This window comes from Archangium sp. (assembly GCF_036277355.1).
Taxonomy (GTDB): Bacteria; Myxococcota; Myxococcia; order Myxococcales; family Myxococcaceae; genus Archangium.
Genome location: NZ_DASUNC010000213.1, coordinates 1 through 21,073, shown reverse-complemented (window position 1 = coordinate 21,073; position 21,073 = coordinate 1). Strand labels below are relative to the sequence as shown.

22 protein-coding genes and 1 pseudogene are annotated in these 21,073 nt (G+C 69.4%); 16 read left to right on the top strand and 7 right to left on the bottom strand.

Going from position 1 to position 21,073, the window contains the following annotated elements; all coding sequences use genetic code 11:
* Window positions 1-18 precede the first annotated feature (18 nt).
* From VFZ09_RS51430 to VFZ09_RS51380, 11 genes and pseudogenes are all read left to right on the top strand, one after another.
* Window positions 19-1,059, top strand: coding sequence for an alcohol dehydrogenase catalytic domain-containing protein (locus VFZ09_RS51430; protein WP_329735239.1), 1,041 nt, complete (start codon window positions 19-21; stop codon window positions 1,057-1,059).
* A gap of 24 nt (window positions 1,060-1,083) precedes the next feature.
* Complete coding sequence (locus VFZ09_RS51425) at window positions 1,084-2,337, top strand: hydroxymethylglutaryl-CoA synthase family protein (protein ID WP_329735238.1); 1,254 nt, start codon at window positions 1,084-1,086, stop codon at window positions 2,335-2,337.
* 75 nt (window positions 2,338-2,412) lie between these two features.
* Window positions 2,413-3,342, top strand: a complete 930-nt coding sequence (locus VFZ09_RS51420) for a MaoC family dehydratase (protein ID WP_329735237.1) — start codon at window positions 2,413-2,415, stop codon at window positions 3,340-3,342.
* Window positions 3,343-3,656: 314 nt separating this feature from the next.
* Window positions 3,657-4,514 carry a GvpL/GvpF family gas vesicle protein gene (locus tag VFZ09_RS51415; RefSeq protein ID WP_329735236.1) on the top strand — a complete coding sequence of 286 codons (858 nt, stop codon included), beginning with the start codon at window positions 3,657-3,659 and terminating at the stop codon, window positions 4,512-4,514.
* Window positions 4,507-5,208, top strand: coding sequence for a GvpL/GvpF family gas vesicle protein (locus VFZ09_RS51410; protein ID WP_329735235.1), 702 nt, complete (start codon window positions 4,507-4,509; stop codon window positions 5,206-5,208). Before VFZ09_RS51415 ends, VFZ09_RS51410 begins: the two co-directional genes overlap by 8 nt.
* A gap of 99 nt (window positions 5,209-5,307) precedes the next feature.
* A pseudogene (gene gvpJ / locus VFZ09_RS51405) lies at window positions 5,308-5,514 on the top strand (gas vesicle protein GvpJ); the annotation flags it as partial.
* A 129-nt stretch (window positions 5,515-5,643) separates the two neighbouring features.
* On the top strand, window positions 5,644-6,411 hold the full coding sequence (locus VFZ09_RS51400) for a GvpL/GvpF family gas vesicle protein (protein ID WP_329735233.1): 768 nt from the start codon (window positions 5,644-5,646) through the stop codon (window positions 6,409-6,411).
* 2 nt (window positions 6,412-6,413) lie between these two features.
* Window positions 6,414-6,686: a gas vesicle protein GvpG gene (locus VFZ09_RS51395; RefSeq protein ID WP_329735232.1), complete on the top strand. Its 273-nt coding sequence runs from the start codon at window positions 6,414-6,416 to the stop codon at window positions 6,684-6,686.
* On the top strand, window positions 6,683-6,910 hold the full coding sequence (locus VFZ09_RS51390; protein ID WP_329735231.1) for a gas vesicle protein: 228 nt from the start codon (window positions 6,683-6,685) through the stop codon (window positions 6,908-6,910). Before VFZ09_RS51395 ends, VFZ09_RS51390 begins: the two co-directional genes overlap by 4 nt.
* Window positions 6,907-7,227 carry a gas vesicle protein K gene (locus tag VFZ09_RS51385; RefSeq protein WP_329735230.1) on the top strand — a complete coding sequence of 107 codons (321 nt, stop codon included), beginning with the start codon at window positions 6,907-6,909 and terminating at the stop codon, window positions 7,225-7,227. Before VFZ09_RS51390 ends, VFZ09_RS51385 begins: the two co-directional genes overlap by 4 nt.
* Before the next feature lie 9 nt (window positions 7,228-7,236).
* Window positions 7,237-7,539, top strand: a complete 303-nt coding sequence (locus VFZ09_RS51380) for a gas vesicle protein (RefSeq protein ID WP_329735229.1) — start codon at window positions 7,237-7,239, stop codon at window positions 7,537-7,539.
* Here VFZ09_RS51380 and VFZ09_RS51375 read toward each other — a convergent pair.
* Window positions 7,536-7,751, bottom strand: coding sequence for an RICIN domain-containing protein (locus VFZ09_RS51375; protein ID WP_329735228.1), 216 nt, complete (start codon window positions 7,749-7,751; stop codon window positions 7,536-7,538). The two genes, VFZ09_RS51380 and VFZ09_RS51375, sit on opposite strands and share 4 nt — an antisense overlap.
* A gap of 49 nt (window positions 7,752-7,800) precedes the next feature.
* Here VFZ09_RS51375 and VFZ09_RS51370 point away from each other — a divergent pair, with 49 nt between their 5' ends.
* On the top strand, window positions 7,801-8,016 hold the full coding sequence (locus VFZ09_RS51370; protein WP_329735227.1) for a hypothetical protein: 216 nt from the start codon (window positions 7,801-7,803) through the stop codon (window positions 8,014-8,016).
* 18 nt (window positions 8,017-8,034) lie between these two features.
* The gene (locus tag VFZ09_RS51365; RefSeq protein ID WP_329735226.1) at window positions 8,035-8,979 is read left to right on the top strand and encodes an alpha/beta hydrolase; all 945 of its coding nucleotides are present in this window, start codon (window positions 8,035-8,037) and stop codon (window positions 8,977-8,979) included.
* Here VFZ09_RS51365 and VFZ09_RS51360 read toward each other — a convergent pair.
* Entirely contained in the window at window positions 8,976-10,532 is a 1,557-nt protein-coding gene (locus VFZ09_RS51360) for a mucoidy inhibitor MuiA family protein (protein ID WP_329735225.1), read from the bottom strand. The two genes, VFZ09_RS51365 and VFZ09_RS51360, sit on opposite strands and share 4 nt — an antisense overlap.
* Entirely contained in the window at window positions 10,532-12,823 is a 2,292-nt protein-coding gene (locus tag VFZ09_RS51355) for a DUF4139 domain-containing protein (protein WP_329735224.1), read from the bottom strand. The genes VFZ09_RS51360 and VFZ09_RS51355 overlap by 1 nt, the downstream gene beginning before the upstream one ends.
* Before the next feature lie 204 nt (window positions 12,824-13,027).
* Between VFZ09_RS51355 and VFZ09_RS51350 the strand changes: the two genes are divergently transcribed.
* Together VFZ09_RS51350 and VFZ09_RS51345 are read left to right on the top strand one after the other, a co-directional pair.
* Window positions 13,028-14,203, top strand: coding sequence for an AAA family ATPase (locus VFZ09_RS51350; RefSeq protein WP_329735223.1), 1,176 nt, complete (start codon window positions 13,028-13,030; stop codon window positions 14,201-14,203).
* Window positions 14,200-14,826, top strand: coding sequence for a DUF4276 family protein (locus tag VFZ09_RS51345; RefSeq protein ID WP_329735222.1), 627 nt, complete (start codon window positions 14,200-14,202; stop codon window positions 14,824-14,826). Before VFZ09_RS51350 ends, VFZ09_RS51345 begins: the two co-directional genes overlap by 4 nt.
* A 108-nt stretch (window positions 14,827-14,934) precedes the next feature.
* Here VFZ09_RS51345 and VFZ09_RS51340 read toward each other — a convergent pair whose 3' ends face one another.
* Complete coding sequence (locus VFZ09_RS51340) at window positions 14,935-15,912, bottom strand: SDR family oxidoreductase (RefSeq protein WP_329735221.1); 978 nt, start codon at window positions 15,910-15,912, stop codon at window positions 14,935-14,937.
* Window positions 15,909-16,715, bottom strand: a complete 807-nt coding sequence (locus VFZ09_RS51335; protein ID WP_329735220.1) for a lysophospholipid acyltransferase family protein — start codon at window positions 16,713-16,715, stop codon at window positions 15,909-15,911. Before VFZ09_RS51335 ends, VFZ09_RS51340 begins: the two co-directional genes overlap by 4 nt.
* A gap of 239 nt (window positions 16,716-16,954) precedes the next feature.
* On the opposite strand from VFZ09_RS51335, the gene VFZ09_RS51330 reads away from it, so the two are divergent.
* The gene (locus VFZ09_RS51330) at window positions 16,955-17,935 is read left to right on the top strand and encodes an alpha/beta hydrolase (RefSeq protein WP_329735219.1); all 981 of its coding nucleotides are present in this window, start codon (window positions 16,955-16,957) and stop codon (window positions 17,933-17,935) included.
* A gap of 22 nt (window positions 17,936-17,957) precedes the next feature.
* Here VFZ09_RS51330 and eutB read toward each other — a convergent pair whose 3' ends face one another.
* Together eutB and VFZ09_RS51320 are read right to left on the bottom strand one after the other, a co-directional pair.
* Window positions 17,958-20,279: an ethanolamine ammonia-lyase subunit EutB gene (gene eutB / locus VFZ09_RS51325; protein ID WP_329735218.1), complete on the bottom strand. Its 2,322-nt coding sequence runs from the start codon at window positions 20,277-20,279 to the stop codon at window positions 17,958-17,960.
* A 91-nt stretch (window positions 20,280-20,370) separates the two neighbouring features.
* A complete protein-coding gene (locus tag VFZ09_RS51320; RefSeq protein WP_329735217.1) occupies window positions 20,371-20,931 on the bottom strand; it encodes an NUDIX hydrolase in 561 nt (186 codons plus the stop codon).
* Window positions 20,932-21,073 lie beyond the last annotated feature (142 nt).

Below are 21,073 nucleotides of genomic sequence, written 5' to 3'. Positions count from 1 at the left end.
CGGCCAGGGAGTGCCCCCATGAAGGCTGTCGTGCTGCGTGAGTTTGGTGAGGCGAGCAACTTGAAGCTGGAGTCCGTGCCCGATCCCCGGCCGGGACGAGGCGAGGTGCTCATCCGCGTGCATGCCTGCGGCGTCTGCTACCACGACGTCATCAACCGCCGGGGCAACCTGCCGCGCACGCACGTGCCCGCCATTCTCGGCCACGAGGCCGCTGGCGAGGTGGTGGAGGTGGGCCCGGACACGCCGGGATGGAAGGTGGGCGACCGGGTGGCGACGCTGCAGCGGCTCTCGTGCGGCGAGTGCGCGCTGTGCAAGAGCGGGCGCAACAGCCTGTGCAAGAAGGACAACCGCTTCTTCGGGGAGGAGCTCTCCGGAGGCTACGCGCAGTACATGACGGCGCCGGTGGCGGGACTGGGCCGGGTGCCCGCGAACCTGCCCTGGCCGGTGGCGGCCACGGTGTGCTGCACGCTCGGCACGGCGGTGCACACGGTGCGCACGCGCGGCCGGGTGCGGGATGGGGAGACGGTGCTCATCACCGGGGCGAGCGGTGGCGTGGGCCTGGCGGCGGTGCAGCTGGCGAAGCTGGACGGGGCGCGAGTCATCGCGGTGACGTCCGGTGAGGCGAAGGTGCAGGCGCTGCGCGAGGCGGGCGCGGACGAGGTCATCGTCTCGCGCGGGCTGGACTTCGCGTCCGAGGCGCGGCGGCGCACGGGCGGCGAGGGCGTCAACGTGGCCATCGAGATCGTCGGCAGCGTGACCTTCGGGCAGACGCTGAAGGCGATGGCGCCGGGCGGCCGGGTGGTGGTGGTGGGCAACCTGGAGACGGGCACGGTGGACCTGAATCCGGGCCTGGTCATCGTGAAGGAGCTGGAGATCCTCGGGGCGTACGCCACCACGCGCGAGGAGCTGGACCAGTCGTTGCAACTGGTGGCGGACGGGAAGATCCGTCCCTTCGTGGCGGAGGCGGTGCCGCTGGCGGAGGCCGGGAGGGCGCACTTCCGTCTGGAGAACCGCGAGGTCGCGGGCCGTCTGGTGTTGGTTCCCCCCGAGCTGCAGTGAGCCCACGAGGCTGAGGAGCTTTCCATGAAGAAGCAGGTTGGAATCGAAGCGCTGGCCATCGCGGTCCCCCGCCGGTACGTGGACATCGAGGACCTGGCCCGGGCCAGGGGTGTGGATCCCGCGAAGTTCACCGCGGGCCTGGGTGCGAAGGAGATGGCGGTGGCGGATCCGGGCGAGGACTCGGTGTCGCTCGCCGCGAGCGCCGCGTCGCGGCTCATCCAGCGCAACGGCGTGGATCCGTCGAAGGTGGGCATGCTGGTGGTGGGCACGGAGACGGGCGTGGACCACTCGAAGGCGGTGGCCTCGCACGTCCAGGGGCTGCTGAAGCTGCCGAGGACGATGCGGACCTACGACACGCAGCACGCGTGCTACGGCGGCACCGCGGGGCTGATGGCGGCCGCCGAGTGGATTGCCTCGGGCGCGGCGGCGGGCCGCTCGGCCATCGTGGTGTGCTCGGACATCGCGCGCTACGGGCTGAACACGGCGGGCGAGCCGACCCAGGGCGGTGGCGCGGTGGCGCTGCTGGTATCGGAGCAGCCGGACCTGCTGGCGCTGGACATCGGGCTGAACGGCGTGTGCTCCATGGATGTGTATGACTTCTGGCGGCCGCTCGGCCGGCGGGAGGCGGTGGTGGACGGGCACTACTCCATCAGCTGCTACCTGGATGCGCTCTCGGGCGCGTACCGCGGCTGGCGCGAGCGCGCGCTGGCGCACGAGGTGGTGCGCTGGAGTGACTCGCTCCCGGGCGAGCAGCTCGCGCGCATCCTCTACCACGTGCCCTTCTGCAAGATGGCACGCAAGGCGCACACGCAGCTGAGGCTGTGCGACCTGGAGGACGCGCCGGGCAGCCGCAACAGCACTCCGGCGGCACGCGAGGAGGCGGCCAAGTCGCAGGCCAGCTACGAGGCGCAGGTGGCGTCGTCGCTGGGGCTCAACGCCCGCATCGGCAACGTGTACACGGCGTCGCTGTACCTGGCGCTCGCGGGGCTGCTGCATGGGGAGGGCGCCGCGCTGGCCGGCAAGCGGGTGGGCCTGCTGTCCTACGGGAGCGGGTGCGTCGCGGAGTTCTACTCGGGCGTGGTGGGGGAGGGGGCCGCGAAGCGGATGGCCCAGGCGGACGTGGAGGCGGTGCTCGCGAAGCGGGAGCGCGTCTCGGTGGAGGAGTACGAGCGCATCATGCGGCTGGCCTCGGACGCGCCGGAGCCGTTGACCCCGGCGCCGGGGGAGTTCCGCCTCAAGGAGATCCGCGAACACCGCCGCATCTACGCCGCGGGCTGAGACCAGCCCAGACGCCTCTACGTCGAAAGGACGGTGGACGGATTGAATACGCAGACATCACAGGAGCCATACATCTTGTCCGTTTCTCCGCCAGTGTTGGAGCTCGTTGAACCTCCGTCCCTCGCCGTGGAACTGCTGCGGGCCGCCGTGGCCCGCCGCTCCGCGCGTCCGAGCGATGTGCCCCGGCTCGAGGTGCACATGCGTTCCTTCACGCCGGATCCGCGGCAGCTCGCGCTCTACCGTGAGGTGTGCGACTTCCCGGCGGACGGCTACCTGCCGTTGACCTATCCCCAGGTGCTCGCCGCGCCGCTGCACCTGGCCCTGCTCAATCGCTCCGAGTTTCCCTACCGGCTGCTCGGGATGATCCACGTGCGCAACCACATCCGACAGTACCGCCGGCTGGCGGAGGGCGCTTCGCTCTCCGTGGTGGCGTCGGTGGAGGGCCAGCGCGAGGTGCGGCAGGGCCGCGAGCTGGACCTGCACACCCGTGTGGAGCAGGACGGGGTGCTCGTGTGGAGCGCCGTCACCACGATGCTGCGCCGCCTGCCCGGTGCTGGCGAGCGCTCTCGTGAGGAGCGGCCCGCGAGTGCCACGGCCGCCGCCACGCAGGAGGACGAGCTCTTCGCCCGCAGCCGTCCCGCGTCGTGGAAGGTGACCGAGGACACGGGCCGCCGCTACGCGCGGGCCTCGGGGGATTACAATCCCATTCACTTGCATGCGTTCACGGCGCTGGCCTTCGGGTTTCCGCGGGCCATCGCGCACGGCATGTGGACCGTGGGCCGCTGCGTGGCGGAGATGGGCGAGGCGGCTGAAGCGCCTGCCCTCACCCTGACGTCGACGTTCCGCCGCCCGCTGCTGCTGCCCTCGCGGGTGGTCTTCCAGACGGCGGTGCAGCGGGATGGCGCCGTGGCCTACCGCGTGAAGTCCGATGATGGCCAGCCGCACGTCATGGGCCAGCTGTCACCCGGTGCTTCCTCTGACGGCGTGAACGCGGGTCCGCGCTGAGCTCCGTGCCCAATAACTCCTCGCTCCGTGCCCATTTCCCCTCGCTCCGTGCCCATTTCCCCTCGCCCTCCGGGAGAGGGACGGGGTGAGGGTGCCACGGATCTCGAGTTGAACCCCGTGCCCACACTGTTGGCCACGGGTTGAAGAACGGATTCAGATACCCTCACCCCGACCCTCTCCCGAGGGGAGAGGGATCAGTGACCAGGAGACAACACACGGTGCTCCGGCCCTGAGCACCTGTCTTGTTCCTGACGTCATGGAGCTCGCGTGCACCCCCGTCTCTGTCGGAGGCGGGAGGGACACTGCGGGGCACCATGAACGCAAGAGAAACTCCCCGCTCCACGAGTGAAGAAGGCGTGGGGCTGTACGTCTTCTGCTTCGCGCGCGCGGATGCTGCCGGAGTCGCGGTGGGCCAGGGCATCGACGGAGCAACGCCGCTCGGTGCGAGGGTGCACGAGGACCTCGCGGCCATCTGCTGCGAGGTGCCGCTCCACGAATGGACAGGGGAGGTGGGCGAGCCCCACTTGAAGGACTTGGCCTGGCTCGGGCCGCGCGCCCTGCGCCACGAGGCCGTCATCGAGCAGATGATGCACGCCTCCCCGGTCCTGCCATTGCGCTTCGGGTGCCTCTTCTCCTCGGCGGAGCGGCTCGAGGAGCTGCTCCGCCGCGAGCGGGCGCGGATCTCGGCCTTCATCGAGAAGGCAGCGCACGAAGAGGAGTGGTCGCTCCAAGGACTCCTGGATGTGAGGGCCTGCGAGGAGGCCATGCTCGCCGCGGACCCCCGTGTGGCGAAGCTGCCGGTGCAAGGGGGCGCGCGGTACTTGATGGAGCAGAAGCTGCGGAAGGACGCGGTGCGCGCGGCGCGTGCGTGGGCCCAGGAGACCCAGACGGAGCTCGCGCGGGCCCTCGAGGGACTTGTGCTCGAGCGGCGTTCGCTGCGGCCCCCTTCGCGCAACGCGGAGCAGCCGGAACGGGAGGGCGTCTTTCATTGGGCTCTCCTCCTGCCGCGAGGCGCGGAGGCTGAGCTGTCCAGACGGCTCGAACCCCTGGCGGAGCAGCTGTCGGCGCGCGGCCTGCACCTGTCGGCGCGAGGGCCCTGGCCTGCCTACAACTTCGCGCCGACCCTCGGCGACACGCCCGGCGACGCGAGCGAGGTGCGGACTCATGACTGACAGGCCTGGTCTGCTGCTCCATTGCATCGCGGACGCGCGGGCGGCGTTGCCGCATGGAGCTCGAGCGGAGTGGCTCCAGTGCATCGTGCACGGTGGGCTCGCGGCCGTGGTCTCGCCCATCGCGGAGCCCGCCCGGGTGGAGGCACCCACGAAGGCGGACCTGCTCGAGTATGCGCGTGTGATCCGTTCGCAGCACGCCGTGGCCGATGTGGTGCCCATGCGCTTTGGCTGCATGCTCTCCGGAGAGTCAGAGGTGCGCGCCCACCTCGATGAGCAACGGGACACCTACGTGCGCGCGCTCACGCGTGTCGCGGGCTGCGTGGAACTGGGAGTGCGAGTGCTGCTCTCCGTGTCCCCTCCACCCACCGAGCCAGACACGGCCGTGAAGCCGATGCACCGCTCCGGAGCCGCGTACCTCGAGGCCCGTCGGCGGCACTACTCCGCGGAGAACCGGCTGCGCGAGCAGTGCGAGGCGCTGGAGCAGTCCCTGCTCTCGAGGGTGGCGCCACTGTGCAGGGAACACCGCACGGAGTTTCCATCCCCGCGCCCGGGCGAGCCCGCGCTCTGCTCGCTGTATTTCCTGGTGCCGCGCGAGCAGGTGAGCGCATTCCGCACGGCGGTGTCGTCAATTCCTGTCGAAAATACAGACATCACGCTGAGCGGGCCGTGGCCGCCCTTCAATTTCGTGGCGTGATTCTGTCCATTGACAAACATGTCGGAGCCCCCTGTTAAGCGTCAAGGCAAGCAAGGACGGGAAGGCCAAGGTCCGAGCCCAACACAACAGGAGGCAGTCATGGCGGCCATTACGAAGTCGACCGATTCGTCCAGCCTCGCGGAAGTGATCAGCATCATCTTGGACAAGGGCATCGTGATCGATGTGTGGGCCACGGTTTCCCTGGTGGGCATCCAGATCCTCTCGGTGGAGGCGCGTGTGGTCATCGCCTCGGTCGAGACGTACCTGAAGTACGCGGCGGCGATTGGCCTCACGGCGACCAGCAGCGCCCTCCACGAGGGCAAGAACGCGGCCCTGCCGATGCCGGCCCCGGCGATGGCGGCGGCTGGCGTGCCCGCCGCGGCGATGGGCGTGTAGCGCGAACAACCCCTCTCAACACGTGAAGGAGTCCAGGAGATGATGAGCGCTCAGGCAGGAGGCACGTATCTCTATGCCGTACTCGCCGGCCCGGAAGGGGCCGGGGAGACGGAGTTGAACGGTATCGAGGGAGGCGCGGTCTACCGCATCATCGCGGGCGACATCTCGGCGGTGGTGGGCCGTGTGAGCCGTGCGCGCCTCCGGCCTGAGCGCAAGCATCTCCTGGCGCATCAAGCGGTGCTGCGGCGGTTGATGGAGCACACGACCGTGTTGCCGGCGGCGTTCGGTCTCGTCGCCCGGAGTGACGAGGCCGTGCGCAACCGGTTGCTGGAGAACCAGGACCTGTTCCGGGAGCAGCTCGCCCACGTCGCGGGCAAGGTGGAGATGGGGCTCAAGGTGCGCTGGAGCACCCCGAACCTCTTCGACTACTTCGTCGCCTCGCACCCGGAGCTGGGGGCCGCGAGGGACCGCATGAAGGGCCGCCACGACATCGGCCGCGAGGAGCTCATCGAGGTGGGCAAGCTGTTCGAGAACCTCCGCGAAGCCGATCGGCAGGCGCACGCCGAGCGGGTGTCGGCGGTGCTCCGGGAGCGGGGCGTCGAGCTGAAGTGGAACCCGGTGCGTGGGGAGACCGAGGTGATGAACCTCTCGTGTCTGGTGCCACGCGAGGAATTGGATGCCTTCGAGAAGCGGGTCGAAGCCGCAGCGGAGGGCTTCGATGATCATTTCACCTTCGAGTTCAACGGGCCGTGGGCGCCGCACAGCTTCACGGAGCTGAAGCTCCCGGCCACGTCCGCGCAGGAGTGACGATGCTACTCATTGATGACCTCTTGTTCGCGCCGCTCCATGGCCTGCTCTGGGTCGCCCGGAAGGTCGACGAGGCCATGGGCCAGGAGCAGGAGCAGGAAGAGGAGCTGCTCAAGGCGCGGCTGCGGGAGCTGTATCTCCAGCTCGAGTCCGGGCAGCTCGCGGAGGAGGAGTTCGAGGCGCAGGAGGCTGAGCTGTTGGATCGGCTCGAGGCCATCCTCGCGAGCCAGGAGGCGGCCGAGGCCGCCGAGGACGAGGAAGAGAGGGCGGCGTGAAGCTGGCACTGGAGGGGCTCGGAGACGAGGCACTGCTCGACGAGTCCGAATCCCTGTCGCTCTGTGAGGCGCTCGACCGGGTGCTGCACAAGGGCGTGGCGCTGCGCGGAGACATCGTGCTGTCGGTGGCGGACGTGGACCTCGTCTACCTGGGCCTGCAACTCGTCCTGTGCTCGACGGACACGGCCCGGCGCGCGGGGCTCGTGGGCGGAGGCAGGAGATGAGCACCGTGGAAGCCGGGCTCGAGGCGGTGTTGCGGAAGCAGAGCACCGCGCCCGCGCGGAGGCTCTCGCTGGACGAGGGCAAGTTGAAGAACGGGCTCGGGCAACTGGTGCTCACCCTGGTGAGGCTGTTGCACGAGCTGCTCGAGAAGCAGGCCATCCGCCGCATGGAGGGTGGCTCGCTGAGTGACGAGGAAATCGAAAGACTGGGGACGGCCCTGATGCGTCAGGCGGAGGAGCTCGAGCGGCTCCGCCTGGAGTTCGGGCTGACGGAGGAAGACCTCAACCTGGACCTGGGCCCGCTCGGCCGGCTGCTGTGAGGAGCACGCATGACGTCACAACGCATCGTCCAGGGCCCTTGCACCGCCACGCTCGCGGATGTGTTGGATCGCGTCCTCGACAAGGGATTGGTGGTCGCGGGCGATATCAAGATCAAGCTGCTCGACGTGGAGCTGCTCACCATCCAGGTGCGGCTGGTGGTGTGCTCGGTGGAGAAGGCCACCGAGATGGGAATGGATTTCTGGAAACCGCCTCCAGCCCTGCCGGCGGGGGGAGCCGAAGAGCTCGCCCGCCGGGTGGCGGAACTGGAGGCGGTGGTGGCGAAGCGGGAAGGGGGAGAGCCGTCGCGTTAGCGGCGGAACCACTTCTGGTTCGCGGTGCCGCCGCACTCCCAGAGCTGGAGCCGGGCGCCGCTGGCCGGGTTCCAGTCCTTGATGTCCACGCACTTGTTGGCCTGCGGGTTCACGAGGTCCCCCGCGCCGCTCAGCACGAACTGCTGGGCGGGGTTGCCATTGCAGGAGACGAGCTGGATGACCGCGCCGTTGTCACGCGAGCCCCAGGCCACACATCCATGCACTTGCCGAGCGCCCGGACGGTGCCATCATCCCGCGCGCATGAGCGATACGAACGGTGGTGGCCGCAAGTCATCCACGGACGAGGTCCGGCTCGAGCTCGTGGATCTGCGCGAGCGTCTCGCGGCCACCTCGGATGCCGGCCGTCCGGACGCGGTGATCGACCCCGCGGAGACGCGCTCCTGGATTCCGCGGGGACCGCGGTCCGTCCCACGGCCGGTGCGCGAGGGGCGGCGCCGGTTCATCGACACCTGGTAGCGCCGAGGGCATACGTTCATGCGAAACCCATCATCCCATCCCATCCACCCCGAGTTGCAGTCGTCCGTCCGCTGGATTCCGGGTGTTTCTTTCAATCGTTTCCTGCTGCCCATCATCCGGCGTCTCATCCTTCTCAGGACGCACAGCCCGGAGGGCGTCACCGTCGAGAACGTCTGGATTCCTGGCCCGGCGGGTGCTCCCAGCGTCCGCGTCCGGAAGTACGAGCCCGCCCAGCGTGCTCAGGGCAGCGCGGCCCTCCTGTGGATCCACGGGGGTGGGTACGTCATCGGCAGGCCCGAGCAGTCGGACGAGGTCTGCGGCCGTTTCGCCCGGGAGCTCGGCATCCTGGTGATCGCCGTGGACTACCGGCTCGCTCCCGAGCACCCGTTCCCGGCACCGCTGGAGGACTGTTACGCGGCGCTCGCGTGGATGCACTCGCACGCGGGTGAGTTGAAGATCGATCCGGACCGGCTCGCCATCGGCGGAGACAGCGCCGGGGGTGGCCTGGCGGCGGCGCTGGCGCAGATCACCCGCGACCGGAAGCGGATCAAGCCCGTGTTCCAGTTGCTGCTGTACCCGATGCTGGATGACCGGACCACCACCCGCGCGGACCACAAGGGCACCGGGAAGCACATCTGGACGCCGGACAGCAACGTCTTCGGGTGGACCAGCTATCTGGCTCAAAAGCCCGGAGGCCCCAGCGCTCCGAAGTATGCCGTGCCCGCGCGGATGGAGGACCTGGCGGGACTGCCGCCCGCCTGGATCGGCACCGGGACGCTGGACCTGTTCTACGAGGAGGACGTCGAGTACGCCCGCCGTCTCCAGGCCAGTGGCGTTCCCTGTGTGCTGGATGAGGTCCCCGGTGCCTACCACGCCTTCGAGGCCATCGCCGGGGATGCCACCATCTCGCGGGAGTTCATCGCCCGGCAGGTCTCCGCCCTGAAGCGGGCCCTCGCGGGTTAGAGCCCGGCCACCTTGGCGGAGCTGGCCACCGAGTAGGTGAAGGCCAGCTCCTGTTGCGAGCGGGGTGGGGCGGCCAGCTCGAAGCGGACGATGCCGTCCTCGCTCACCTTCGCGGGGGCGGGCTTCGTCTGCTCCTGCAGCAGCTTCACCTCCACGGCCTCCACCTCGGAGACGGGCATGCGCTCCTCGAGCACCACCTTCTCGGCGCGGGGGCCGGTGTTGGAGAGGAACAGCTTCACCTGGTGCGTCCGCGTGCGCTTGCCGGTGATGCGCTGGGTGTCCTGCTTCGAGTCCACCAGCCGCGCGATGCGCAGGGTGTCCTCGCTGCCGAAGCCCAGCTTGAGCTTCTCGCCCACGCCGGTGAACTTGAGCTGCGAGCGGCCCACGTAGCCACTCGAGCGCACCAGGTCCACCGGGCCCGCCAGCAGCACCGCCGGGCCCCGGTTGTCGAAGCGCGCCACCCGGTGCACCAGTGGCGAGTGCTCCGGGTAGCCGATGAGCTCGGACGCCGCCGGAGCGCTGAACTGGAAGAGCGGCACCCGGTGCGGCGCTCCGTCACTGGGCACCGTCACCCGGTGGGCCGCCCGGAGCGTCAGGGCCTCTCCGCCATCGTCCAGGCCCGGCATGGATTCCGTCTGGCTGGCGCCCCCCTCGCCGGTGGTCTGGATGACCTCCTCGCGGATGCTTACCTCCAGCGTGTGCTTCTCCTGCTCGCTCTTGTCGCGCAGCCGCAGCCAGTCCTCCACCAGCCGAGGCGGCGTGGCGCCCAGGGTCGGCCGCGCCGTGGAGAACAGCAGCTCCACGTCCTTCCACTCCTCCTCCGTGCGCTGCCACACCACGGCCTCGCACTCGAGCGTCACCGCCTCACCGCCCTCGGCCGGAGCCAGGGTGGCGCGGTACGCCGGCCGCCACACGGCGCAGGGCACCAGGTACGTCACGCGCAGGGACACCGTCCCGCCCGCGGGGTGGTTCGCCTCCAGCTCCGCCGCGGTGACGAGCTGCTGCTCCGGCTGCTCGCTCTGGAGGAGCGCCGCCCGGGCCTCCACCAGCCGCCGCCCCGTCTCCTCCACGTGGCTGTGTGCCCTCTGGAGCGCATCCTCGGCCGAGGCCGTTTCCTTGCGCAGCGTCGCGAGCTGCTCGTGCCAGGACTCCGGCTTCGCCCGGCCGGCGCCCGACAGCTCGGCGATGGCCCGCAGCACGTCCTCGCGGGCCACGTGCACCACTTCCATCCGGGCCCGCAGCCGCTGCACGTCCACCTGCGCGCGCTTCCACTCGGCCTCCAGGTCCTCCACGCGGCGGCGCAGCTCCGTCCACTGCGCCCGCGCGCTCTCACCGCGTGGCTTCTCCTTCCACGTGCGGCTCACGCGCGCCTGCGCCACGGTACCTCCCGTGAGCTGGGCCTGGAGCGAACGGTCCACCGCGAGCGGAGAGAGTCCCTCCACACGCAGCCGCTGCGGTCCGGCGGGCAGCACCACGTCCGCGCGGCGCTCCACCAGCGCGCGATCCTCGAGGACGGTCACCTTGACGATGGGGAGATGGATGGGGTTGCTCATCACGTCCTCCGGTTGCCGCCCACGAGCATCTTGCTCGAGGGAATCCGTACGGCCCACGTCGCGTTCAGCGTCTGCGCTTCACCCGGTTGCAGCGTCACCTTCCACGCCCGCTCGCCCTCCACGGGTGTTTCTCCGGGCAGGAGTGCGCGTTTGCTCCAGGCGGGTTTCACCTCGGCCTCGTCCACCTTGATGTCCTTCTCCGCCGCGGAGGGCACCGCGGGCACCCGCTCCAGGACCTCCACGGTGACACGCTGCGCGGTCCGGTTGGCCAGCTCGACGCAGACGTGGTGGGTGAGCACGTTGGCGCCGCCGAACACGCCGCCAGAGGCCTCGTCGAAGCGCGTGTTGCGCGACACCTTGATGGACTCCTCGACGCCCAGCCCCAGCCGCTGCGTGGCGCCGGGGGCGAGCGTGGGCAGGGGAGACGTCATGAGGAACTCGTCGCCGAGGGTGATGTCCACCGGGCCGGCGAGCAGCGCGTGGGGCGTGCGGTTCTCCACCTTCACGGTGCGGAAGGCGCGCGGCTCCATCGAGGGCACGCAGATGTACTCGGCGCTCAGTCCCACGGGGGCGGAGAAGACGGGCACGGTGTGCCACACGCCGTCCGAGGGTACGTCGACGCGCGTCTCCACGTCGAAGCGGTAGTCGAAGTGCGGCGTGGACTGGCGCGGCGGCACGGACCAGGCCGGGAGCGGTGTGTACTGCACCGAGGCCGCCGTCTGCTCGTACCGGGCCACGAGCGCGAAGACGTCCACGCGCACGTGCACGCCCAGCAGCATCAGCAGCTCCCGGGACTTGTCCTCGGACAGGGGCTGCAAACGCCCGCGCTGCCCGGGCTGGTCCACGCCTTCGAGCTCCAGGCTGCCGTAGTCGAGCAGATCCACCGCCGGCTCCAGGCCGGTGGGCCGGGCGCGGGTCTCCGGCAGGCCGCCGCCGCCACCGCCGCCCAGGCTGTCCAGGTCCTGCGCACCGTACCCGTCCGAGTCCTCGAACGCCTCGGCCGGCGCCTCCTCCTTCATCATCTCCACTTCGTCGGCGACCACACGGCGCTTCATGAGGTTCGCGCTCTTCATCTTGGGAGCCGCGAGTGCGGCTCCGGGGGCCGACGGACGGGGCGGGGGAGGGGGGCCTCCCGCGCGGAAGGAGGAGCCGGTGGGGGGCTCTTCCGCGAGCATGGGGGCCGCCTTCATGGGCGCGGACACGGAAGGCATGGACTGGGACGCGCGCATCGGCATGGGTGGCGCCGCCGCGGCTCCCTCCATCAGCAGCGCGCCTTGTGCCATGGGCTCCTCGGCGGGGGCGGCCATGACGTGCTCGCGCGACCTGCGCTCCAGCCTGGGCTCGGGACGCGAGGGTTTCTGGGGCAGGGCGGTGTCGTAGCCGGCGAACAGCTCGTCGAGCCCCGGGGGCGGTTCACGCCAGCCCGAGCGGGCCGGAGGTGGCTGGCGCCTGCCGATGCGCAGGGCCTTCAGCTCCGGCACATCGGCGCGCCGCTCCAGGTTCGCGGTGGAGAGGGCCAGCCGCACGTTGCTCCAGTCCTCACCGGTGCGCTGGATGATGGAGGCGCGCATGCGCAGCGTGCCTCCGTCGAGCGTCCGAGGCATCCGCAGGTCGTAGCCCGGCACCCAGCGGGCACCGTACACCGCGTACTCGAGCGCGAGCTGCGCGGCCTCGTCCGCCGGGTCCGTCTCGGAGAGGGTGATGATGGCGGCCCGGTAGAGTTGGGCACGCTGGCCACGCACCGCGGATGAGCCCTCCTCCAGCCTCCGCTGACGCAGCTCCACTTCCTCGGTCGCATCGCGCTGCTGGCGCTCCAGCTCGAGCTGCCGGGTGTGCAGCGCGGCGAGCTCGGAATCGAGGAAGCCCGCGAGCGAGAGGATGGCGGTGAGGGCGGACTCACGCGGCTCGTGCGGCTCGTCCTTCTTCCGGGGCGGGAAGGAGGGCTTGAGCTTCTGGAGGGTCGAGACCTCCTGCCGCAACCGCACCAGCTCGGAGGAGAGGGTGTTGAGCTGCTCCTTGGCCTCCTCCAGGGCGCGTTGTTCGGCGGGGAGGTCCGTCTCCGGGGGCAGCCGGACGTCGTAGACGGGGCGGATGTCCCGCACGCGGAGGCCCTGAGGACCCTTCAGCACGGCGGCCCGGAGCGAGCCGGTGCGCAGTCCAAGCGGCAGACCTTCGATGCGCACCTGTGTGGGAAGCCGGCCGTTGTCGGACGGCACCGCGGCCAGGCGCGTGCAGAGCGCGCCCTCGGCATGCACGGTGACGGCATCCAGCGTGGACGGTACGACGACCATCGAAGCCCCCTCAGTCGAGATTGCACGCGGAGGCTAGCCGGGATGAGGGGGGAGCGCGAGCCCTGGCGAGGTGGGGACGGAGTACGGGACCGTGTTGCTGTCCGTGCGTCTCATGCACCGCGTTGTTGACGCACTGGTGCCACCTCCCTAGGTTGATACCGGGGTGGGCATGTGGGGCACACCTAGCGCCTGGTGAGGGGTCTCGTGGGCATCAAAATGTTGCAGGTGAAGGGCTTCAGGTCCCTGAAGGATGTGACGTGGGAACCGGGCCGGCTCAATGTCCTCATCGGCCCCAATGGTTCAGGGAAATCCAATCTGTTGCGCGCTCTTTCCCTGCTCCAGAACGCTGCCAGGGGTGATCTGCCGCAAGAGATCCTCCGCCAGGGAGGAGTTACTCCCCTTTTATGGGATGGAGATGCGCGAGCAATCTCCTGGGGCGTCGTGGTGGAGCCCGACCTCAACCGCATGATGCAACAGGTTCTGGGGGCCCCCATCCCGTTGAACTATGAGCTTCGACTCAGCCGTCTTGGGGAGACGAGTTCCTACCGGATTGGGCTCGAGAGACTGCGGGGCCTTGACGTTCTTCTGGAGCGTGACTCCAGCCATGCGTCCACTATCGATTCGGTAGGGCAGCTGCGTACGGCACAGCCGGGAACCCTCAAAGAGGAGCAGACGCTTCTTTCGAGTTTCAGCCTCCCTTTCGATTCCCCCCTGGTCGTCTTTTTCCGGGACATTTTGCTGGGCTGGTCCATCTACCACGACCTCCGAGTCGACCAGCAGGCTCCACTCCGTCAGGCGGCCGTAGCCCGAGTGGATGAGCGAATCGCTCCCGATGGGCAGAATCTCATCCCCGTACTCCATACGCTCTACACCGGAAATCGGGAGTTCAAGCGCTCGCTGGATGCGGCGATGCGTGCTGCTTTCGGGAGCGACTACGAGGAATTGGTCTTTCCTCCAGCGGCGGATCAGCGCGTCCAACTCCGGCTGCGTTGGCGGTCGCTCAAGACGGAACAATCCGCGGCGAATCTGTCTGATGGGACGCTTCGTTTCCTCCTGCTCGTCGCTATTTTCAGCAGCCCGAATCCGGGAAGCCTGATCGCGGTGGACGAACCCGAGACCGGGTTGCACCCGAGCATGTTGCCTATTGTTGCCGAACTCGCCGCGGAGGCCTCGCAGCGGACGCAGGTGATTCTCTCGACACACTCGGCCGATCTGCTCGATGCCTTCTCCGAGGTTGAGCTGCCCACCACGACTGTCGTGAACGTCTCTGAGGGAGAGACCCGCCTCTCCGTGCTCGACGGAGAGGAGTTGCGCCGGTGGACGGAGCAGTACCGTCTGGGCGCGCTCATGCGGTCGGGTGAGCTCGAGGGCCTGGCATGAAGTTCGTCCTCTTCGTGGAAGGCTACACCGAGCGAAAGGCCCTCCCTGAATTTTTGAAGCGATGGTTGGATGCGCAGCTCCCTCGCAAGGTAGGGATCAAGGTCGTCCGCTTCGAAGGCTGGAGCCATTACCGTGACGACATTGCCAAGAAGGTCGCGCTCAACCTGGGCGGTAAGTTGGGGGGCGACGTCATCGCGGGAATCGGACTGCTCGATCTCTACGGGCCGACGTTCTACCCGGACGACAAGACAAATGCGGTGGCGCGGTATGAGTGGGCGAAGTCCTGGCTCGAAAAGCAGGTGGACCATCCCCGGTTCCGACAGCACTTCGCTGTTCATGAAACGGAGGCATGGTTATTGGCGGAGCCGAGGATCCTGCCAGGTGCTGTGAGCAAGGCTTTGCCGGGGAAGTGCAACCAACCGGAGTCGGTGAATTTCAACGAACCGCCTGCGAAGCTCTTGGAGCGCCTGTACAAGGAGAAGCTGGGCAAGTCCTACAAGAAGGTCATTGATGGGGCGAATCTCTTCGCGGAGCTGTCGCCCGATGTGGCGCAAACGAAGTGCCCGTACCTGCGCCGGTTGTTACAAGACATGTTGATGCTGGCACAGGCCGCCATGACGTGATGGGCGCATGGTGATTCAGTGAGGCGCCTGCTCGAGACGGGAACTGTCTCCGAGCGCTGGGAGTACGAGGAGGCGTGCCTGGCGAGTTGATGGCACGCCGTGCCATCGCTACTTCAGCACCCCGAGCGCTTCGAGCCGGTCGAAGAGCTCCTCCCGGCGCGGACGTGGGGGCGGGTGGGCCGCGAGGAAGGACTCGATGGTCCGCACCTCGTCGAAGCGCCAGGTGAAGCCGGTGGCCTCCTTGAAGGCCCGCGCGTCCACCACGATGGGGTACTGCAGGTGGTAGAGCGCCCCGGGCGGCAGCTGCGGCAGCCCGAAGCGGCCGATGAGCTGACGCAGCACCACCATCGGCAGCGGCACGGGCTGGCGCTGGGCCTGCCGGATGATGACGGACAGCGGCAGTGGCTGCGGGCCCGCCACGTTGAACACACCCCGCGCCCGCTTCTCCACCGTGAGCGCGATGGCCGACGCCACGTCGTCCTCGTGCAGGAATTGGAAGAGCGGATCATACCCCGCCACCATGGGCACCCGCCGGCCGCGCAGGAAGGTGGCCAGCGTGCCCTGCGCCGACGGCCCCAGCGAGTAGCACACGCGCAGCACCGACGTGGTCAGCTCCGGGTAGCGCCACAGCGCCGTCGAGGCGTACAGGTCCGCCGCCACCAGGTCCGCCAGCTCCGGGAAGGAGGCCAGCTCCTTCGGCGGCTCGTCCTCCGTGTGGTACAGCGCCGAGTCCGGTGCCGCTCCGTAGAAGGTGTGCCGCCCCACGAAGACGGCGTGCTTCACCCCGTACTCCCGGCAGTGCTCGAACACCACCCGCGTGCCGCCCAGGTTGATGCGGTGGCGCTCCTCGCCCTGCACGCGCAGCGACGTCACCGTGGCCATGTGCACCACCGCCTCGGGCCGCCGCGTCCGGAACACGTCCTCCGCCGGCCGCTTGCGCAGGTCCACGTCGTGCACCTCGATGTCCGCCGGCGCGTCCTCCCACGGCCGCGTGTCGATGCCGAACACCGTGTGTCCCTGCTCCCGCAGCTGCAGCGCCACGCGCCGGGCCACCGCTCCGCCAATTCCCAGGATGAGGACCCTCATGACTCCACGCCCTTCCAGCGCTCGTGACGGCGCCGCTCGACGATGCCCGCGATGCGTTCCTTCACCTGCTCCACATACCCCTGGATGACCGTGTCCTCCTCGTTGCCCGTGCCCTCGAACACCATGGGCTCGCCATAGTGGATCTCCAGCGGCACCGGAAGCGGCAGCGGCAGCACGTACGGGGTGACGGGCACGTAGGGCATTCCGAGCACCTTGCCCAGTCCGTACAGGTTGGCCACCGTGGGGATGGCCGCTCCGCCTCCCAGGAAGCCGAAGGGGATGATGGGCGTGCGCGTCTTGAGCGCCAGGCGCATGAAGCCCGTGCCGAAGTCCACCAGGTCATAGCGCTGCGGGTAGAGCTTCGCGGTGCCGCGCGCGCCCTCGGGGAAGATCATCAACAGCCGATCCTCCTCCAGCAGGCGCACGGCGTGCTCGGGCAGGCCGGGGAACTGGCCGCAGCGGCTGGCCCACGTGGAGGCCACCGGCGTGGCGTTGATGAACTTCTCCGCCATGCCCTGCGCCAGCCGCGGCGGCTCCATCTCCAGGAAGCACGAGGTGACGACCATCGCCCCGTCCACCGCCACGCCTCCCGAGTGGTTGCCCACCACCATGGCCCTCCCGCGCGCCGGAATGTGCTCGATGCCGTGGCAGCGCACCCGGAAGTAGCTCCGGTAGAAGAAGCTCATCGTCTCGAAGATGACGCGCAGGTGCCACTTGGACACCCCGTACGGGTCCACCCCGTACGCGTTGAATGGCAGCTCCAGCCGCTCCAGCCGCTCCTTCACCGATTCCGCTCGCTTCACGCCTTCTCCCCCTCCCGGGACACGGCCCGCCATCGTGTCAGATCCGCCCCGCTCCCGGGGGGATGTGTCGCGCCGTCCTCGCACTCCGGGTCCGTCTCCGCGACCCACCTACCCTTACCTTGTGTTTTCGTTGAAAAGTTAATTTCATTGGAACTACCAGAAGGTCAGGAATATCAGGCCCTCCCGTTATTTGAAGGAAGCAGAGTTTTCCGGAAGAGCCGCGAGCAGGGAGGGTGGACATGAAGAAGACGATCCGTTCGATGAGCGCCTGGATGGTGCTGTTGCTGGCGCTGGCCCTTCCGGCGATGGCCGAGGCCCATGGGGCCCGGGATGTGAAGGTGGAGCGGCGGGAGTTCCCGGTGCGGCTCGCCGACGGCCAGCGGTACACGGTGGTGGGCTACCTCTACTACCAGGGCAGCTTGAAGAACCGCCCGGTGCAGATCCTCACCCATGGCATCACCTACAACCATGGGTACTGGGACCTGCCGGAGGTGGACGGCCAGGAGTACTCGTATGCGCGGTACATGGCGCGGCGGCACTACGCGGTGCTCGCGTTGGACCTGCCGGGCACGGGCGAGAGCGACCGGCTGGACGGGGACGTACTGGACCTGGCGGAGTCGGCGAGCGCCCTGCACCAGGTGGCGCGGTACCTCCGGGCCACGGCGGAGAAGAACACCTTCGAGACGCTCATCTACGTGGGGCACTCCAACGGGGCGCTCATCTCCACCTTCGCGCAGGCGCAGTATGGCGACGCGCAGGCGGTGGTGAACACGGGCTGGCTGAACACCGCGCACGCGGTGCCGGTGGATCCGAGCGTGCTCCTGGGTTTTCTCGAGCAGGGCCCCTACATCCGCATCCCCGGGGAGTTGCGCGGCGCGCTCTTCTACGCCCCGGAGTACTCCAATCCGGAGCTGGTGGCCTACGACAACGAGACGGCGGACACGGTGACGCGCGGCCAGTACCTGGGCCTGCTGAGCATGCTGGGCTCGCCGGAGTCCATTCCGGCCGCGGACATCCGGGTGCCGGTGATGGTGCAGCTGGGGGACAGGGATCTGGTGGCGTCGGCCTCCTACGCCCAGGCCGAGGCGAAGATGTACCCGCGCGCCCGCTCGGTGTGGGTGGACACGCTCGTCAACACCGGGCACGTCTTCAACGGCCACTACGGCAAGGAGCGCGGCTGGTCGGCGATCGACCTGTGGCTGCGCCTCGTGGTGCGCTGAGGCTCGGGACGCGCGCTGAGGCTCAGGAGGCGGAGGTGAGCTCGCCCAGGAGGCGCGCGACCTCCGCCGCGGCGGCCTCGGGACGCAGGCTGGTGTCGGAGATGCCGGCCACCACGCGGGTGATGTTGTGGTCCACCGTGCCCGGCCGGGCCCACACGCGGGCCCGTGGCGCGGTGACGTAGGCGGAGAAGCTGTGGTGCCCGGAGCCGGGGCGCTCGCCCACGACGTGGATGAGCGCGCGAGGCCCACCCGCCGCCGCGTCCCCGAAGAGGAGCTCCCCCGCGCGGTAGCCGGCCCGCACGCGCCCCAGGGACAGCACGAGGTGCTCGGGCGCCACCCGGTGTCCGGCGGCCTCGAGCCGGGAGCGCAGCGCGGTGAGGAAGGGCCGCAGGTGGCCCTCGTCCATGAGCGAGCGCGCGTCCAGTCCGTCCGAGATGACGAGCTGCACGTCATACCGGCCCGCGTGGCGCGAGCGCAGGGACTCCAGCACGCGCTCGGAGGCGGGCTCGAGCTGCTCGCCGGAGGGCGGGTGGAGGATGTAGTCGCGCCGGGCGGTGGCGCGGGTGCGCAGGGGCACGGCGTCGGGAAGCGACGCGATGAAGTCCGGGGTGAGGTCGGACCAGAGGCCGACCTTCGCGTCGTCGTAGAGGCGGCGCAGCTCGGCGTCCAGCGAGGGCTCCAGGTCCCACGGGTGCTCGCCATGGCCCACGGCGAGCGGCACGCCACGGGCGCGCACCTCGGCCATCTGCCGCGCGGCCTCGGCGAGCACGTCCGCGTCCGGGCGCGTGTCGCCCTTGTGGCGGCGGTACTGGAGGTACACCCAGGCCGGGTCCCCGAAGTGCCCGGTGGGGCGGCCCTCCGCGTCGATGACGCCGAGCCGCTGGAAGAAGGCCCACATCCGGTCATCCACCTTGTAGCCGGACTGCTCGCGCAGGCGGACGTGATCCTGGAAGCCCGTGGTCAGGTAGCTGAGCATCGGATCATTCCGGGTGGGAAGCGCCATGAGGTAGCCGGGGTTGGCCGGCATGAGCTGCTCCAGGCACCAGCCCAGGTCATCCAGCGACACGTCCATGTGCAGGGTGGAGCAGACGTCCAGGCCGATCGTCAGGCCGTGCAGCTTGCCCATGACGATGTCCTCGAGGCAGCAGCGCACGAGCTGCTCTCGGGTGCGGAACACCTCGGGGCCGATGAAGCCGGCCACGTCGTTGACGATGACGTGCGGAGCGGGCTCGCGGCCGGCGCGGGCCTGCGCGGCGGCGATGCGCTGGGTGAGGGCGCGCGAGAAGCCGTACTTGCGCGACTCGTGCACCACCATGTCCACCCCGGCGGCGTGGCCGTTGGTGGCGTCGGCGCCCTGGCCCGTCTCGAAGTACATGCCCCAGCGCCCGGTGCGCGCCGCGGCGTGCGTCTCCATCTTCTCCAGGGTGACGTCGAAGGTGCGGTTGGCGGCCTCGGTGCTGCCCAGGCTCTGGAACCAGATGCCCGTGGTGCCCGGCTGCATGGCCTCCACCACCGCCTGCACGTCCACGTGCGCGAGCACGCAGTGCGGCATCACGTCCTTCAGCCCGAACGTCACCAGGATGTCGTGCAGGGCGGACTCCACGGCGGCCACGGACTCGGGCGCCGAGGACACCGGGTTGGTGCCGAGCACCACGTCGCCCAGGGCGAAGCTCCAGCCGTTGAAGACCTGCCAGCGGATGTCGTCCGGATGGTCCGTGGGCGAGTTGGGCTGGATGCGCGCGCCCAGGTACCCCTTCGCGCCCACCTTGCTACCGGGGAGCGGGTTGAAGACCTTGCGGCCCACGGCGGCGAGCTCCTCGTTGCTCATCAGCTTCACCACGCAGCCGATGACGTCGCTGCTCAGCCCGCCCTTGAACTCGTGGATGTCCGCCTCGCTCGCGGACAGCAGGAAGGCCTTGAGCTCGCCGAGCGTCCAGCTCGCGGTGCGCGCCTGGGCCTCCGTGTCGAGCGCTCCCTGCATGTACGAGTACAGCCGCTCCTCGATGAGCGGGTACGCGTCCAGGTCGCCGATGCGCGTGCGCGCGAGCAACTCCCGGGCGTTGCGGCGGGACGCCTCGTCGGCCGCGGCGACGCCGATGGCCGCGTCCCCCTCCTTGAGCTCGTTCGCCGCGCCCACCACCTGCTGGTACAGCCGGGGCTCGAAGGCACCGCGGACGCGCCGCACGTAGGCGAACACGTCCTCGCCGGGGAGCAGGCTGGGGATGGAGACGCGGGCCGGGGCGCTCTCGTGGGAACGGGCGGCCTCCGGGTTGGCGCCGGGGATCGGGGCAGCGGGGAGCGGCTCGGAGTGCTCCTCGCGGGGCTGCGTCAGGCTTTCCGCCATGGTGAGCTCACCTCGGGGGGAAGAGGCTAGTGCCGCCCCGGCCGGGTGTCACGGGGGGCCCCGTCCAACGCGGAGGACCCCCCGTCGAATTTCAGCGGTTTTCCCCGGCCTGGGCGCGCAACTGCTCCAGGTAGAAGGCCACCACCACCAGCGAGTGGGTGATGGCCCCACCCAGGATGAGCTGGGGCACCGCCGAGCGGGGGTGCAGCTCCACGGCGATGTCCTCGCCCGCGTCCTGCTTGCCCTCGTGCTGCTTCACGCAGTCGAGCGCCAGGAAGCTGTGGCACACGTTGTTCTGGATGGCGGGGTTGGGGTGCACCTGGCCGAGCCTCACCACGCGGCCCGGCACGTACCCCGTCTCCTCCTCCAGCTCGCGCGCGGCGGCCGCCCCGGGGTCCTCTCCGGGCTCCACCAGGCCGCCGGGAATCTCCAGCGTCGTCTCCTGGGTGCCGAAGCGGAACTGGCGGATGAGCACGAGCTGGTCGTCCTTCGTCACCGCGATGACGTTCACCCAGTCGGCGCTGTCGATGACGACGCGGGGATGCTCGTGGCCGGTGCGAGGGTCGGCCACCATGTCCTGGCGCACCTTGAGGACGCGGTAGTCGTACTCCAGGCCCCGGCGCAGGCGGGGCCACGGTTTGATGGAGCTCATCGGCTCAAGAGCTATCGATAAATCCCGGGGATGGGCAAGGCGGGTGATCCAGAAATGGGTAGGAGCAGCGCGGCCCGACTCCTGAGGTTCGGGCGCAGGAGTTACTGATGAAGTAGGTAGAGGGGGTGAAGAAGAGAGAGCC

What these genes read in the sequence shown, in the direction of transcription:
- VFZ09_RS51345 (WP_329735222.1), top strand. Translation starts at nt 14,200, where the DNA reads ATGAAGTTCGTCCTCTTCGTGGAAGGCTACACCGAGCGAAAGGCCCTC.
- VFZ09_RS51385 (WP_329735230.1), top strand. Translation starts at nt 6,907, where the DNA reads ATGAGCACCGTGGAAGCCGGGCTCGAGGCGGTGTTGCGGAAGCAGAGC.
- VFZ09_RS51415 (WP_329735236.1), top strand. Translation starts at nt 3,657, where the DNA reads ATGAACGCAAGAGAAACTCCCCGCTCCACGAGTGAAGAAGGCGTGGGG.
- VFZ09_RS51430 (WP_329735239.1), top strand. Translation starts at nt 19, where the DNA reads ATGAAGGCTGTCGTGCTGCGTGAGTTTGGTGAGGCGAGCAACTTGAAG.
- VFZ09_RS51400 (WP_329735233.1), top strand. Translation starts at nt 5,644, where the DNA reads ATGATGAGCGCTCAGGCAGGAGGCACGTATCTCTATGCCGTACTCGCC.
- VFZ09_RS51425 (WP_329735238.1), top strand. Translation starts at nt 1,084, where the DNA reads ATGAAGAAGCAGGTTGGAATCGAAGCGCTGGCCATCGCGGTCCCCCGC.
- VFZ09_RS51380 (WP_329735229.1), top strand. Translation starts at nt 7,237, where the DNA reads ATGACGTCACAACGCATCGTCCAGGGCCCTTGCACCGCCACGCTCGCG.
- eutB (WP_329735218.1), bottom strand. Translation starts at nt 20,279, where the DNA reads ATGGCGGAAAGCCTGACGCAGCCCCGCGAGGAGCACTCCGAGCCGCTC.
- VFZ09_RS51330 (WP_329735219.1), top strand. Translation starts at nt 16,955, where the DNA reads ATGAAGAAGACGATCCGTTCGATGAGCGCCTGGATGGTGCTGTTGCTG.
- VFZ09_RS51395 (WP_329735232.1), top strand. Translation starts at nt 6,414, where the DNA reads ATGCTACTCATTGATGACCTCTTGTTCGCGCCGCTCCATGGCCTGCTC.
- VFZ09_RS51355 (WP_329735224.1), bottom strand. Translation starts at nt 12,823, where the DNA reads ATGGTCGTCGTACCGTCCACGCTGGATGCCGTCACCGTGCATGCCGAG.
- VFZ09_RS51340 (WP_329735221.1), bottom strand. Translation starts at nt 15,912, where the DNA reads ATGAGGGTCCTCATCCTGGGAATTGGCGGAGCGGTGGCCCGGCGCGTG.
- VFZ09_RS51410 (WP_329735235.1), top strand. Translation starts at nt 4,507, where the DNA reads ATGACTGACAGGCCTGGTCTGCTGCTCCATTGCATCGCGGACGCGCGG.
- VFZ09_RS51370 (WP_329735227.1), top strand. Translation starts at nt 7,801, where the DNA reads ATGAGCGATACGAACGGTGGTGGCCGCAAGTCATCCACGGACGAGGTC.
- VFZ09_RS51365 (WP_329735226.1), top strand. Translation starts at nt 8,035, where the DNA reads ATGCGAAACCCATCATCCCATCCCATCCACCCCGAGTTGCAGTCGTCC.
- VFZ09_RS51320 (WP_329735217.1), bottom strand. Translation starts at nt 20,931, where the DNA reads ATGAGCTCCATCAAACCGTGGCCCCGCCTGCGCCGGGGCCTGGAGTAC.
- VFZ09_RS51360 (WP_329735225.1), bottom strand. Translation starts at nt 10,532, where the DNA reads ATGAGCAACCCCATCCATCTCCCCATCGTCAAGGTGACCGTCCTCGAG.